We start from the raw sequence: 14076 nt of genomic DNA, 5'->3' as shown, positions 1-14076 counted from the left end.
AAGAGCGGCTTAGGGCCCTATACGGGGCGACAGGCCCAAGCTGCCGCCGAGGTCGAACGCCAGCGCCACATAAAAGAAGAAGCCGTCCTTCTGTTGTTTTGACGAAAAATCGGTTGGTACGATTGTGTTCGGATTGACGATATATGCGGCACCGGCGTTGATAACACCCCTGTTGAACAGTCCCGTTCTCGCATGCACATCAAACATGAACGTGTCCTTTGACTGCCGCTGATCAAGTCCTGCCATGACCCGGCGGGCATTCGTTTCATATTGCGCGCGTTCCTCGCTGAGAGCGATGTAGTGGATGGACGCGCCAATTGTGGTGAGCGGATTCTCCGGCAGAAAGCCCGAATATTCGAGGCCGGCATAGGCTTCCCACGGATAGGCCTGGCCTTCTCCGAGCGTGTGGAAAACACCGCCATAGAATGCCAGGTTCTTCGGAACCGGACCGCCGTTAGGATCGCTCCAGAGGACTTTTCGGACCTGCCCATACAGACCGTTGGTGCCATTCTTATGGGTGATGACAGTCGGCGAAGCGGAGCTGAATGTCGGGTTGCCTGGCCCGTCGTCGTAAAGTGCATCATTATAGGCGGCTGAGCGGCGATAGGCACCAATCTCGAATTTTAGAGGACGAGGGGTATCTATGAAACTCTCTGCATGAATGATGTTGGCGACCGCAATATACCCATCGGTACTGCCCTTTTCCCAATCCCAACCATCACCGTCCAGCCAGTTGTCAGTATTGTTTTCAACGATACCGAAGCCTGCCGTTGTGTTGGGCGTCATTTTATATGCCGCCCGCGCACCCCAAACGGCAAGCCCCGCCTCAGGCAGATGGAGGGTTGCCCCTTGTGTAGAGTTGACGCAGGCGGGACCGTCGCAGAAACCCCTGGTCATGAAATTTTCAACAAGCCCCATCCGGCCAGCCTCGATCAGGAGACGATCATCGAAAAAATCCGCCTGGAATGTTAATCGGGTGAGATCCGTGTCTGACTTGTCACGAACAGGCCCAACGAAGACATTCGCGTAGCCACCGACATTGTGAGCCGGAAAATTAAACGTTTCCGTGAGCCTTAATCGAAAATCAGGCGACAGATGACCAGTCACGTCGAAGATTAACCCGCCATAAGCCGTCGAGCTGAATCCATATGTCGGGGAACTCTGGTAAATATTGAAATAGTCCAACCGGAGGTCGATTCCGTTATCATGCAGAGATTTTCCAACGGACGCCAAAGGGCCTTCGTAAACGGGATCGGGAAGGTTTCCCAGGGCAGATGAAGGCACATCGGCAACCAAAGCAGGCTGGGCCGCCACTGGGACAGCAATTCCAAACAGCACGATGAACCACAATGCACAGAACAGTTTTGCTGCATAGATACTGTATTCGAGCCCTCTCTGCGTCGCCAGACTGGCGACGGCACACGTCCTCTTTCCCTGCGTCAAGGCATCCTCCTCCTCTGGTAGATGGAGCGCGCGGCCTCCTACCGCGCGCTTTGGCTCAGTCAATTGACCGAGCCGTTCGATCAGGCCTGTCTTCCTCCAAACACCGGCCCGACAAACACTGGTCCCCAAAACATTGGGGAAAGGCGCAAGCCCATCAAATGCCGCCCAAATCTCGATTGCAGACTCGACCCCTGTCGTTCCACGCGGTCCAAAGCCGGGACAGCCCAAGCCTGTAACGAGGCCAGATCAGCGTCGCGACAGGAGGCAGATTGAAGGGCAGTTGTTTGGCCATATCGCTAAAGGTTTTCAGCGCATAACGGAGCGATGCCGAAAAAGATGTGACATAAGCCCGATCTTCCTCCGTAAAAGATTGCTCTTTGCCCGAGATAAAATTGGTAAGGGAGATCGCCGTCATCCCCATGACATGCCAGTCATCGATGATTTCCACCTGATCAGATTGCAACACCATCATGGCTCAACGCCACTTGTTGAATACTGACCGGTACGCTTTTGCGGTGGACTGTAAAAGTCACGGCAGGATACACATGCGATGTAACCATCAACGGCCGACCACAAGCGCAATTTACCCTCAATTTTATTGGAACGCGTGGTGAGTGCATGCCTCAGACAACAGTCTGGAAAAACACCAATAAAAAAGCGCTTCCGGTTTCCCGGAAGCGCTGAAAAATTCAGAAAATAGAAAGAGATAAAGCAGACCGGTTCAATTGCAACCAGGTGGACCCTAGCGCCATTGCTTCGGGTCGGTGGGGTTTTGGCAGCCATAAGGCGGCAGCATGGTGCTAAAATTGGCTTGCAGCTTGGCGCAGCCCCATTTGTTGAACGGATCCGGCAGGCGGCTGTTGATGTCAATACCGACTTCCTGATACGGGGTTTCCGTATTGGTGACATAGGTATACCAGCGCGAGCCGAAGAGCACGATGGCGGCGATTGCCATGATCAATATCAGGCGCAGCAGGCGTTTCATTCATTCATCCTTGTTGTTTCGGTAGAGTGGCTCAGCCAGCGAAAAGCATTACCCAGCCGATATAGAGCCCGTTGGCGACCAACAGGCAGAACACTGCAAACGATCCTAAGTCCTTCGCATTGCGGGCGACGATCGAAAATTCCGGCGAAATCCGGTCAATCACGTCTTCGATTGCGGTATTTAGAGCCTCGACGGAAAAAAGCACCAGCATCAACAACAAAAAGCCGAGATAATAGACGGGTGCTGCGCCCCGTAACGCGAGGAGCAGCAGTCCAACCCCGAACGCCAGCACTTCATGGCGAAACGCGGCCTCGCGCCACAAGCGGCGCGCGCCCTGCATGGAATAACGAGTGGCAGCAAAAAGATGGGCAAACCCGGTCTTTTTCTCAAAGGGGGCGGGTTTATCGTCTTCTAAACTCATGTCTAAGGCCGTCCCAATACCAGGCTTTTCAATAGAAGATGCCTCAATGGGTGCCAGCATTGGTCACGCCGGCCTGTTCGAAGGTCGCCATGCCCGTATGGGAGGCCGCAGCCGCCTTGACGATGCCAGCGGCAAGGGCGGCACCCGTCCCCTCACCCAGCCGCATGCCAAGCGCCAGAAGCGGCGTCTTGCCCAGCTTGTCGATCGCCTTCAAATGCCCCGGCTCCGCCGAGACATGGCCGATCAGGCAATGGTCGAGCGCCGAGGGATTAGCAGCTTTCAGCAGGGCAGCGGCAGCCGTCGCCACATAGCCATCGATCAGCACCGGAATACGCTCCATTCGCGCTGCAAGAATGGCACCTGCCATGGCGGCGATTTCGCGTCCTCCCAGACGGCGCATCACTTCCAGCGGATCGGAAAGGTGATCGCGGTGAAACTCAACCGCCTGCTTGACCACAGCAATCTTGCGCTCCAGCATTTCGCCTTGCGAGCCGGTGCCAGGCCCGACCCAGTCCTCGGCCGAACCGCCGTAAAGCGCCAGGTTGATTGCTGCGGCAATGGTCGTATTGCCAATCCCCATTTCGCCAAGGCACAGCAGATCCGTGCCACCGGCGATCGCTTCCATGCCGAAGGCCATGGTGGCCGCACAATCACGCTCCGACAGAGCCGGCTCGACGGTAATATCGCCAGTCGGATAATCCAGCGCCAGATCGAAAATCTTCAATCCGAGATCATGGGCAACGCAGATCTGGTTGATCGCCGCCCCACCGGCTGCGAAATTCTCCACCATCTGCTGGGTGACGGAAGATGGAAACGGCGTGATACCATGCCTGGCTACGCCGTGATTGCCAGCAAAGATCGCCACCAGTGGACGGTTCACCGCTGGCGCACGGCCACTCCAGGCGGCAAGCCACATGGCGATTTCTTCCAACCGGCCAAGCGAGCCCGGCGGCTTGGTCAATTGACGGTCGCGGTCGCGGGCCGCCACTAGCGCCTGGCTGTCAGGCCCTGGCAAATCGCGCAGCAGCACTCGGAAATCGTCAAACGGCAGGCCGGTTACACTCATCAGGCAGGCTTTCTTGTCTTTTATTCAGGCGGATTTGGCGCCTTTCTTAATGCATAAATTCCCAAATCGGAATCGATTCGCACAAAATTTTATCAATGAGCGAAAAAACCCTGATCTACCTGTTTTCACAAACATGACGAGAAAACGGTTTTGCGGAAAACGCGACCAACAGAACCAACCGTCCAGCCTTCGCGGCGGCTGGCAAATACCAATAGGCAAACTATATATCAAACCATGAAAAGAGCCGGATTCGGCACGGTTTCCCTCCAGGAAACTCGGGCAAATTCTCAGATATAAAAAGTGGACGACGTTGATGACCCTGACTGCATTTGTCGATGATCTCGCCCGTTCGCTCGGCTTCCTCAGTCGTCTGCCGATAGCGTCGCGGTTTTTCCAAAACCATTCCGGCGAAATGAGCCGCACGCCACGCGCCTTTCCGCTGGCCGGTGCGGTCATTACCGCCCCGGCGGGCCTGTTGCTCGCCCTAATGCTGGGCCTCGGCGCCAGCAGTATGGTCGCCGCTTTTGCCGCAATTGGTTTGCAAGTTTTGCTGACCGGCGCCCTGCATGAGGACGGTTTTGCTGACACAGCCGATGGCCTCGGGGGTGCCAACCGCGAAAGAGCGCTGGATATCATGAAGGACAGCCGGGTGGGAACGTTTGGGGTCTTGGCCCTGGTTTTTGGCGTTGGTCTGCGGGTCGCGGCGCTGGCTTCGCTGGTCAACAGTCTGTCTCCCATCAATGTTGCGCTGGTGATGATCGGCATAGCCGCCGTCAGCCGGGCGCTGATGGTTTGGCATTGGCATGCCCTGCCCCCGGCAAAACCCGATGGCGTCGCCGCATCACTTGGCAAGCCGGAGGATAACACCCTGTATACAGCCCTGTTCCTCGGCTTAGCCGTCGCGGTTGTCACCATCGCGCCGGTTACCTCTTTTCATCCGCTGGCGGTCATGCTTGTCGCAAGTGGCGCGGCGGCCTTCGCGTCCAATCGGCTGGTCTCGCACAGGCTAGGCGGCCAGACTGGCGATACCATAGGCGCTACCCAACAGATTTGTGAAATCACCGCGCTGGCCAGCATCGCCATGGCCTTGTAGGACATCAGCATGACAAACGCTCAAGCCTCTTCGCCCTGCGCCACCTCACCTTGCATTGGCATCTGCACTCTGGACGAGACCAACGCCTTCTGCCTGGGTTGCGGGCGCAGCCTGGACGATATCGCCAATTGGTCGCGCTATAGCGAGCGGCAACGGACAGAAATCATGCTGAGCTTGCGAGGGTCTCTGCCGGTAGAACAGGATTAGACCATGAAGCTCGGTGGGTTTGGCATTGTCATCGGCATCCTGCTCGCAGGAACTGCGGTTTTAATCATCAACCGCGATAGCGGCCAGAGCTTCGGCATGGATAATGATGACTTCGCCCGTGTCGTTACCCTTCTGCCCTTTGCGCTCATGCTTTCGGCAGGCATTGTCGCCAGCCGCCACAACCTGGGCCAGAACCTGCGATTTGCCGCCGCCTGGGTGCTCATCGCGCTGATCCTCGTCACCGGCTATATCTACCGTAACGATGCGGCTTCCGTCGCAGACCGGGTGCTGGCGGGACTGGTACCGGGCCGTGCCGTCGTCACCACGACCGGCGATGGCCAGAGCCAACTCGTGTTGCAAAGAGGCTCCTCCGGACATTTTTCGGCAACTGTCAGCATTAACGGTGTCGATATCCCGATGATGATCGATACCGGAGCCAGCGCCGTGGTGCTGCGGGCCGAAGATGCCGCCAGCATCGGCATCAATGTTGATGACTTGAACTATAGCGTCACCGTCAGCACCGCCAATGGCGAGGCCCTGGCCTCCCCCTTGCGCCTACGGCAGGTGGCCATTGGCCCCGTAATCCGGGAAAATGTCCGCGCCCTGATCACCCAGCCGGGCCGAATGGATGGCAGCCTGCTCGGTATGAGTTTTCTCTCGACGCTAGACAGCATCCAGATCCACGGCGACGAACTGCGCCTCACTGACTAATATGAAGAACCATTGAAGCTGCCAGCTCGTCTTCCGTTTTCGAATATCTCACGCTTTTGATGCATGAGAGTTTGTACAAGAAGAGTGGAAACCGGGTTTTCCCGAAGGACAAACAAAACATGAGAAATGAGTGCCTGTTTGGTTCAATCTGAACCTGGATAATTCTCGCCGAACAGTCACACGAAGTAGGATGCCCCGCTGCGAAATCACGGCCATTCAGAAGCCAAAAACAGCACGATCTAAAGCCATCCATCGAATGCTGAAAACTGGTGTTTGGAGCGCTAAAATCTTTTGATGACCACGCTCCGAAACGGCATTATGTAGCAAGTGCCACAAAACGTGGAGGGCATCGCTACAGCTTATTCGATGAGCGCTATCCTCCCAAATTGACGTTGACGATAGGGTGCTATGATCTTGTCAGGACTATAGGGGCCTTGAAGTTCTGGTTGGCCCCTTTGATGAAAAAATTGATCAGACTGACTGTGTTAAGTGCCGCCTGAAGTTGAGCGTTCTTAGTTGGCCTCGATAATTCCGACCACTTTTGCGACGATTTCATCCACTGTGTCACTGTCGAGCGTGTCAATGTGTCGAGCCGTTTTTTGCTTGACCCGCGATAAGATATCGAAGCTCCTGACGTGATTGCAAAGAGCGACGCCGTTGGTCTCGTGGCCAGTAATATTTACGGCTAAACCCGCTCTTCGCGCAAACTGACCGCCTGTCGTAACGACAACCGTCAAACACATTCCGAGGACATTGACCTCACGAGGCGAGATCACAACGCAGCGATGAGTATCTCGCATCTCATTTCCAACGACAGGATTAAGATCAATGAGATACAGTTCACCACGCTTCGGAGTATTACTTCGCACCGTCAAAGAAGCTCATTCCCTACGGGTGCACCCGAGTCCCATCCAGCCGCCTGTTTGCTAAGAGCCACCATCTCGTCCGATCCCTCAAGCAACTCGGCAAGGGTGTATTTCCTCTTTGGTTTCAACGGCGTTGCCACGAGTGCGCCGTTGTTAACCACTAGGGTGAGTTCAGTACCGAAATCAGCTCCGAGCATTTTCAGGAGAGCGGGGGGAATACTGAAAACTGCGGCACCGCCTTGGCGACGGATTTTAGCTGTGTTGGACATATCATTGCCTCCTATTTGTGCTACATATATAGCATTCTTAGTGAGGTCGCAAGATCATCACTGAAATTTACTGGCAGGAATCGGTGGCAAGGTGGATTGACAGCATAATCCCATCTTCTTCTGGTGAGCGGAGGATGGGATTATGTTAGAAACTATCCAAGACTCGACTCGCGTAAACGACCCTGGTATGGGTTCTCTATGTTCAGATCGATATGAATAGAGCACTGACCTTTCTTATCCGTCCCAAGTGACGGAACGTCTGCTTATGTGATGCGTATCGAACGGAAATCTGAACATGCTCCAGAAGCGCATTCCCAGCGTGAAGCCGAACTCCTACGACCCCTTCTCCGCAGGAGACCGGAGGTTCGAAATACGACCGCTGCGCATGGCCTGATCCCAGCGAAGGGTTTGGACAACATCCATTGCTGAACCCGAAGGCCCGCAACCTTGATCCGGAGGCGATCTGGGCGTTAACCGAGGATGAGGCCTACGCGCTGTTCGTCGACTTCAGATGGGCCGACAACGGCGGAAAACCGAACTGCCCGCGTTGCGGATGTTTGGAGCCTTACAGCATTCGCCGACGCCGATTTCGTTGCTCGGAGGCGGAATGCCGCGCCGAGTTTTCGGCAACATCAGGAACGGTATTCGCCAACCGGAAGCTATCTTTCAAGAAGATCATCATGGCGATCTGGGAGGAGATTACGGCTGCCAAGGGCATGGCGGCTCTTCACCTTACCAGGAAGCTCAACACACAGTACAAGACGGCCTATGTTCTGCTGCAGAAGCTTCGTGAGGCTGTCGGCCTGCGTCGCACCACGGTCATGCTTCAGGGCCTGGTGCAGATCGACGGCAAGTACGTCGGCGGCGTTCTCCGCAAGGCGAACAAGAAAGAAGATCGCAAGGACGGACGCAAGAGGGAGAACCAGAACGGCAAGCGCATGTGCGTCCTGGCGCTGAGAGAGGCGAACAAGCACGCCCCGAACCGCACGCTGACACGGGTGATCATGGATGAGAACGGCAAGGATGCCTGGGCGGCTGTCGCCAAACATGTCGATCCGAAGGCGCTCCTGATCGCCGACGAGCACAAGGCATACGACGATCTGGTCGGCCTTGTCTCCATGCACCGCGTAAACCACAGCCTCCAATATCAAGAGGACGACGGCACGAACTCGAACGTGATCGAGAGCTTCTTCAGCCGCGTCGAGAAAGCCTATAAAGGCATCAATCATCGCTTCTCAATGAAGTACCTTGACTGGTACATGGCAATGCTGGCGTGGAAGGAGGATACGCGCTACATGGGCTTGCGCTGGCAGTTCGCCGATGTCCTCCGTACAGTCATGTCAAAGCCGACGTCGAGGAACCTGTGTGGCTACTGGCAAGAGGCGGCCTCGAATATTCAAGATCAGGTTTGGGTGCGCGGCGTCCCACCCGACTGACGGTTGACCTCCCATAGATGCCGTCTTCCGTCGACAGTTCCGGCATGACGAACAAGCCCCTGCTTCAACAGGCCATCCAGGGTGGCAGAGAACCTGCTGGCGAGAGCCGTCTGGAGCCGATCTGTTTCCGCACCCAACTCATCCTTCAATTCAACGACATCTGCCGCCATACGCACCACTCCTGAACCTCTTCAGGAAATAGCACCTGACCTCGTCGGAATCTTGTGGCACTTGCTACATAATGCCGCTCCGAAACCAGACACGTCAAAAAATTAGGCTGTTGAACAAAAAAGAAAAACCCGGCCTAAAGCCGGGTTCTTGGTGCGGTCGAGACGAATATAACCTTGAGGGAAGAGACTGAAAATTAGGGCCCCCTGTGTCCCACATGAGGCCATTGCATATCTCAAAAAAACAAACGGTTAGCTATAAGGTGTCCCACGTAAAAACGAACAACCACGACAAACGACGCAGTATCATCCAAAAAGAAGTACCGGATCAAAATGCTGCCAGAATCCTGGAGTGAGCCGATACAAAGGCGGACGTGCTTGATTATACTCAACGCCACTACAACCCAAACCGTTCCCATTCGACACTCGACTATCTCAACGCCATGGAATTTGAAAACAAGGTGGGACTAGCCCAAGTCAGTGTCCGATAAACCAGCAGCGGGCCAGCCGGTTCAAAGGCCATGGGGATAAGGAAGCCAAATTAATCTAGCAGTTTGTTGTTAAAAAAAATTAGGAAGTTCTTTATAGGAGTCTTTGTGGGAATATGAGGGGAAATGCCATGTCTGATGTTGTTATGGTACTGGGTATGCATCGGACCGGCACAAGCTCGGTTGCCGGTACCTTGGTTAAGCTGGGAGGGGGCGCCCCTCAGCACTTGATGCCAAATAGCGCATTTAATGAGCGCGGTTATTTTGAATCCAATGTCATTGCCCAGCTAAACGATGAAATTCTAGCGTCTGCTGGGACCCGGTGGGATGATTGGCGCGAATTCAATCCAGATTGGTATAACAGCACCGTCGCACGGAGTTTTCAAGCGAGAGCAAGAGAAGCTTTTGCTGAAGAGTTCGACACGGCCTTGCTTCCAGTTATTAAAGACCCACGCATCTGTCGGTTCTTTCCGTTTTGGCGGCAGGTTCTTGAGGGAATGGGGAAAACAGTTCATGTCGTTATGCCCTTGCGGTCTCCATGGGATACGGCAAAATCGTTGAACTACCGCAACAAGATGCACATGACGCATGTCATAATGCTCTGGCTGCGGCATGTTCTGGATGCCGAGGCCGAAACCAGAGATCTTCCACGCGCCATTTTCACCTGGCAAGACTTCCTCGGCAACTGGCGTGGCACATGCGATACTATTTCAGCCGAAACTGGTCTCACTTGGCCGCGCCTTTCGGATAGGTCCATTGCTGAAGTGGAAAATTTCCTCTCGCGAGACTTACAACACCATGCGTCTGAAGAAAAAACCTTTGCCCAACTGCGGCAGGTCAATCATTGGGCTATGGAAACCTATGAAGCCTTAAAGGAACTCTCTAAATCGCCACAGTCAAAGGCAGCGCGGACAGCGCTGACTGATGTAAGAGAGGCATTCAACAATTCAGGTGCAATTTTCGGTCGCCTGCTCATCGAATATGAAATCAGCATAGAGGAAACAAACCGCTCTTTGGAAGCGGCTGTCCGAGACCGCGACGCCTTGCAAAATGCGCAAAATGACAGTGACGCTCATCATACAAACAAGCTCAATGAGCTAGAAGGCACACTTGAACACGTAAGGAATGAGAGGCAGCATCTTGAAACTGAATTGGAAGCCGCACGCCAGACTTCTGAGACACTGATTCTTGAGCGCGATGCTATAGAGCAAAACTCAAATCACTCTCTCGCTCGTATCGCGGAGCTTCAGGAAACGCTAGAGCATGCCAATAAGGACCGGCAACGCCTCGAAGAGGAACTAACTAGCGCTCAGACAGAATGTCAACAGCTGATGTCTCGGGTCGACGTTCTCGCGGACGAGCTACAAACAGCGATGGAGGCCTGCGTTAACCTACAAGCAGATCGAGATCAGCGCGATCATGATCTGACGAAACTAGAGGCCCAAGTCAACGTATTGCAGCACGACCTTGTAAACCGGGAGTCGGAGGTTACCGTGTTGCGAGAGGAACTAGCAGGCCGAGACGCACAGACCAAAGAACTGCGGGAAGAACTGGCAGGCCGAGACGCACAGACCAAAGCACTGCAGGAAGAACTGGTAGGCCGAGACGCACAGACCAAAGCACTGCAGGAAGAACTGGCAGGCCAAGACGGGCAAAATACTCGACTGAAAGAGGACTTGATAAATGTTCAATCTGCGCTGGCGGCATCAAAAAAGCGGCTCGAGCAATCATTTTTTGGTAAGCTTGATCCCGGAGCCGACAAGCGCCTAGCTCGCAAATTGCTGGCAAGCGATTTATTTGACTTTGATTTCTATTGCAGTCAGCTCAAGAACGCTCTTATCACGCCGCCTTCTGCACCAATAGATGCTGCTTTGCACTTCGTTAAGGCGGGCTTCTCGCAAGGCCTTTGGCCGAACGCATTTTTTGATACCCATTGGTATCTGTCCCAATACGACGATATCCGCAATTCCGGAATCAATCCGCTATGGCACTACCACATCAACGGCTGGAAGGAACGGAGAGACCCTTCAAGGAAATTTTCCACTGCATTTTATCTTGCAGCCTATCCAGATATTCAGGTTGCGAACATCAACCCGCTTCAGCATTTTTTGCGTCACGGCCAGCATGAGGGACGTTCGATCTTTCACATCTGATAAGGTCCGCCAATGAACGAAATTTTTCTTAGCTGTGCCCAAACTGTGGAGGCGAGAACTGTTTCCATAATGTAACCACACATCTATGTCGTCCTATTGCAGGGCCAAAATTTAGACCAGCAATCGAAATGCGAGTGTGAAAGCCTATCGGGCAAATTGGCGCTAAAAATCTCACCAAGGGTTTACAGCTTAGGGCCCTTGACATAGAAAGCCGATCGCACGCTAACCAAATTGATGGAACTAGATCTCCCAAATGGGAGTGGTTCAACAACTGCTTCACCCGCCTTCAGCGTAGCTTCGCATCACCTAAACAATCCCGAGGTCCAGCACTAATATGAAAAAAATCGGTTTTATCGAAAAAATTGATGGTGGCACGGTGTGGGGATGGTCTCTCGGTGTAAAGGGCGCAAGATCTTCGAGTATTAAAGTCTACATAGACGGATCCTATGCTAATGAAATCGTTTGTGATATTATGCGTGAGGATGTTAACTCTTATCACAACATAAATATTCCTACAGGATTTTCTTACTCCGTCCCCAATTCGTATCGCGACGGGCAACCACATAAAATTGAGATCAAATCAGATACTGGCGTCTCACTTAACAGCCTGATTCCCAATCAATCAGGCAGCCAAATTGTTTTCAATGCTCCATCTCGTTTTTCCGGTCATGTCGACAAAGTCAGTGCCGGAACTGTTTCAGGTTGGGTTCTAGAAAATATCGACGGTCGCCCCTTGAAAAAAGGCGGGGTAACTCTGGCCATCTACTGCAATTCGTCGCTTGTTGGGCAAGTAATAGCGAATCAACGCAGGCCTGATGTCGCACATATTTTGAACGGCGATACTGAGTGTGGGTTTTCGTATCCATTGCCTCCTTTCTTTTTACAGCAGGACGTCCGCATAGAAGTCAAAACTGTATCTGATGGATGGCCGCTGACTAATTCGCCCATTACATATACTAGCCTTAGTAACGATGATGGCGCTTTGATCGGTTTGATCCATAAAGCACTAGATAAAAACATAGCAGATCTGTGGCAGCTAAATTTGAAAATTGCGGAACATACGGAAAATTCATATATTTCTTTAGATAGCTACAATGACTGGGCTGTAGAGTATTTTGACGATTTGAACCGTCGAGTTCCAGAACTTAAGTCAGAAAACACTCCTTTAGTAAGCGTCATTTGCCCGGTATATCGTCCGCGATATCGCGACTTCAAGATGGCTGTTGAGTCAGTTCTATGTCAGACATATAAAAATATAGAACTTGTATTGGTCGACGACGCCAGCAATGATCCAGAACTTGATATTATACTGGACGAGTTCGCACGTCGCGATGCTCGCGTAAAATTAATTAAATCAACGAAAAATTTAAACATTAGTGAGGCTACCAATGTAGCCATTGCGAATTCTTCAGGGGATTTGATCGCGTTTTTCGACCATGATGACCTGCTAGAATTCTGCGCGATACAATTTATGGTCGACGCTCTCGCCGCCAATGATGCATTGCTGGTATATAGCGATGAAGATAAAATCGATGATGCGGGATATTTTTCAGAGCCGAACCTTAAGTCGGACTGGAACCTGCGGCTTTTGATGGCGCAGAACTATGTGTGCCACTTTTTGATTGTCAGTGCTGAAATGGTCCGCAAGGCCGGAAAACTTCATACAAAATATAACGGTGCGCAGGACCATGATTTTGTGCTGAGGCTTTCTGAAATAATTCCAGAAAACCGGATTTATCATATCCCCGAGATTCTTTATCATTGGAGAAAGACGCCCAACAGCACTGCAAGCACAATTGACAATAAAGAGTACGCGATCAAAGCGGGGATCGCGGCTGTTCAAGCGTATGTCGACAGAAATTCCATCGCCGCATCGGTTACCTCTCGCGGTAACATGACGAATTACGTTGTAAATTACAAAGAAAAAAGTGAAAAAGTTTCGATAATTATTCCGTTTAAAGATCAAATAGATATGACACGCAAATGCGTATATTCTATCTTGCAAAATACGGATTATAAGAATTTCGACATAATACTCGTTAACAATTTTTCATTGTCTATTGAGGCTGACGGTTTCAGAGACGAGATAGAAAAATTAGATAACGTCAGGATGATGGATGCTAATTTCGCGTTTAACTATTCCAGGATAAACAATTTAGCCGCTCAGAATTTGAAGGCAGATGCGTTTCTTTTTATGAATAATGACGTGATTGTCAGTGATCCTACGTGGCTGACGGAACTTGTCGGCGAATTATTACGTAGCAGTGACATTGGTGCTGTTGGGTGCAAACTTCTTTACGAAAATGGCACCGTCCAGCACGCAGGTATTATTCTTGGCGTAAACGGTGGCATCGCTGATCACCCTTACAAAGGACATGAAGCACATGATCCTGGCTTCATGGGGAGAGGCCTTTGCAGTCAAGAGCTTTCTGCTGTTACCGGCGCATGTTTACTTTGCTCATCGGACGTGTTCCAGGCCGTATCAGGTTTTGATGAATTAAACTTTGGGGTGGCTTTTAATGACGTTGACCTGTGCCTTAAAATAAGAAATCTGGGTAAGAAAGTCATTTGGCGTGCGGAGACCGTACTGGAGCACAGAGAAAGCTTGAGCCGTTCATCTGATCTTGAGCCTCAAAAGATTGCACGCTTTGCTAAAGAACACGTGGCTTTCAAAGAAAAATGGCAGGTGGTGCTAGACAATGCCCCCTACTACAATCCGAAGTTCTCTAGAAGGACCGGTATATTCAAGGCCTTAAAGCGAGTGTAGTTGT

At 52.2% G+C, this 14076-nt stretch carries 14 protein-coding genes; 6 read left to right on the top strand and 8 right to left on the bottom strand.

The features are described from left to right. Positions 1-9: 9 nt before the first annotated feature. The 5 genes from AVI_RS07915 to cobT form a co-directional block, all read right to left on the bottom strand. Entirely contained in the window at positions 10-1443 is a 1434-nt protein-coding gene (locus AVI_RS07915; RefSeq protein WP_015915862.1) for a carbohydrate porin, read from the bottom strand. Positions 1444-1597: 154 nt separating this feature from the next. Further along, positions 1598-1915: a hypothetical protein gene (locus AVI_RS07910; RefSeq protein WP_015915861.1), complete on the bottom strand. Its 318-nt coding sequence runs from the start codon at positions 1913-1915 to the stop codon at positions 1598-1600. Positions 1916-2185: 270 nt separating this feature from the next. After that, a complete protein-coding gene (locus AVI_RS07905) occupies positions 2186-2428 on the bottom strand; it encodes a hypothetical protein (RefSeq protein WP_015915860.1) in 243 nt (80 codons plus the stop codon). Between the two features lie 31 nt (positions 2429-2459). Next, positions 2460-2849, bottom strand: a complete 390-nt coding sequence (locus AVI_RS07900) for a diacylglycerol kinase (protein ID WP_041696527.1) — start codon at positions 2847-2849, stop codon at positions 2460-2462. A gap of 43 nt (positions 2850-2892) precedes the next feature. After that, positions 2893-3915: a nicotinate-nucleotide--dimethylbenzimidazole phosphoribosyltransferase gene (cobT, locus tag AVI_RS07895; protein ID WP_015915858.1), complete on the bottom strand. Its 1023-nt coding sequence runs from the start codon at positions 3913-3915 to the stop codon at positions 2893-2895. 313 nt (positions 3916-4228) lie between these two features. On the opposite strand from cobT, the gene AVI_RS07890 reads away from it, so the two are divergent. Genes AVI_RS07890 through AVI_RS07885 form a run of 3 tightly spaced genes read left to right on the top strand, consistent with a single transcriptional unit; the run spans position 4229 to position 5926 of the window. Beyond that, positions 4229-5008 (top strand): adenosylcobinamide-GDP ribazoletransferase, encoded by a 780-nt coding sequence (locus tag AVI_RS07890; RefSeq protein WP_015915857.1) that lies wholly within the window; start codon positions 4229-4231, stop codon positions 5006-5008. Between the two features lie 9 nt (positions 5009-5017). Next, positions 5018-5215 (top strand): DUF1289 domain-containing protein, encoded by a 198-nt coding sequence (locus AVI_RS29535; RefSeq protein ID WP_015915856.1) that lies wholly within the window; start codon positions 5018-5020, stop codon positions 5213-5215. 3 nt (positions 5216-5218) lie between these two features. Then, positions 5219-5926, top strand: a complete 708-nt coding sequence (locus AVI_RS07885; protein ID WP_015915855.1) for a retropepsin-like aspartic protease family protein — start codon at positions 5219-5221, stop codon at positions 5924-5926. Between the two features lie 512 nt (positions 5927-6438). Here AVI_RS07885 and mazF read toward each other — a convergent pair. Continuing rightward, positions 6439-6795 (bottom strand): type II toxin-antitoxin system toxin MazF, encoded by a 357-nt coding sequence (mazF, locus tag AVI_RS07880; RefSeq protein ID WP_202909988.1) that lies wholly within the window; start codon positions 6793-6795, stop codon positions 6439-6441. A 2-nt stretch (positions 6796-6797) separates the two neighbouring features. Next, positions 6798-7061: an AbrB/MazE/SpoVT family DNA-binding domain-containing protein gene (locus AVI_RS07875; protein WP_015917607.1), complete on the bottom strand. Its 264-nt coding sequence runs from the start codon at positions 7059-7061 to the stop codon at positions 6798-6800. Positions 7062-7483: 422 nt separating this feature from the next. Between AVI_RS07875 and AVI_RS07870 the strand changes: the two genes are divergently transcribed. Beyond that, positions 7484-8497, top strand: a complete 1014-nt coding sequence (locus AVI_RS07870; protein ID WP_015915854.1) for an IS1595 family transposase — start codon at positions 7484-7486, stop codon at positions 8495-8497. Here AVI_RS07870 and AVI_RS29530 read toward each other — a convergent pair. After that, a complete protein-coding gene (locus tag AVI_RS29530; RefSeq protein WP_041696524.1) occupies positions 8464-8667 on the bottom strand; it encodes a hypothetical protein in 204 nt (67 codons plus the stop codon). The two genes, AVI_RS07870 and AVI_RS29530, sit on opposite strands and share 34 nt — an antisense overlap. Positions 8668-9283: 616 nt before the next feature. On the opposite strand from AVI_RS29530, the gene AVI_RS07855 reads away from it, so the two are divergent. Both AVI_RS07855 and AVI_RS07850 read left to right on the top strand, forming a co-directional pair. Then, positions 9284-11305, top strand: a complete 2022-nt coding sequence (locus AVI_RS07855) for a hypothetical protein (RefSeq protein WP_041696520.1) — start codon at positions 9284-9286, stop codon at positions 11303-11305. 334 nt (positions 11306-11639) lie between these two features. Next, the gene (locus AVI_RS07850; RefSeq protein WP_015915852.1) at positions 11640-14072 is read left to right on the top strand and encodes a glycosyltransferase family 2 protein; all 2433 of its coding nucleotides are present in this window, start codon (positions 11640-11642) and stop codon (positions 14070-14072) included. Positions 14073-14076 lie beyond the last annotated feature (4 nt).

This window comes from Allorhizobium ampelinum S4, from assembly GCF_000016285.1.
GTDB classification, from domain to species: Bacteria; Pseudomonadota; Alphaproteobacteria; order Rhizobiales; family Rhizobiaceae; genus Allorhizobium; species Allorhizobium ampelinum.
This window is presented reverse-complemented; position numbering and strand designations above follow the sequence as displayed.

Coding starts and splice junctions, on each gene's coding strand:
- AVI_RS07910 (WP_015915861.1), bottom strand. CDS start 1,915: ATGATGGTGTTGCAATCTGATCAGGTGGAAATCATCGATGACTGGCAT.
- AVI_RS07905 (WP_015915860.1), bottom strand. CDS start 2,428: ATGAAACGCCTGCTGCGCCTGATATTGATCATGGCAATCGCCGCCATC.
- AVI_RS07900 (WP_041696527.1), bottom strand. CDS start 2,849: ATGAGTTTAGAAGACGATAAACCCGCCCCCTTTGAGAAAAAGACCGGG.
- cobT (WP_015915858.1), bottom strand. CDS start 3,915: ATGAGTGTAACCGGCCTGCCGTTTGACGATTTCCGAGTGCTGCTGCGC.
- AVI_RS07890 (WP_015915857.1), top strand. CDS start 4,229: ATGACCCTGACTGCATTTGTCGATGATCTCGCCCGTTCGCTCGGCTTC.
- AVI_RS29535 (WP_015915856.1), top strand. CDS start 5,018: ATGACAAACGCTCAAGCCTCTTCGCCCTGCGCCACCTCACCTTGCATT.
- AVI_RS07885 (WP_015915855.1), top strand. CDS start 5,219: ATGAAGCTCGGTGGGTTTGGCATTGTCATCGGCATCCTGCTCGCAGGA.
- AVI_RS07875 (WP_015917607.1), bottom strand. CDS start 7,061: ATGTCCAACACAGCTAAAATCCGTCGCCAAGGCGGTGCCGCAGTTTTC.
- AVI_RS29530 (WP_041696524.1), bottom strand. CDS start 8,667: ATGGCGGCAGATGTCGTTGAATTGAAGGATGAGTTGGGTGCGGAAACA.
- AVI_RS07855 (WP_041696520.1), top strand. CDS start 9,284: ATGTCTGATGTTGTTATGGTACTGGGTATGCATCGGACCGGCACAAGC.
- AVI_RS07850 (WP_015915852.1), top strand. CDS start 11,640: ATGAAAAAAATCGGTTTTATCGAAAAAATTGATGGTGGCACGGTGTGG.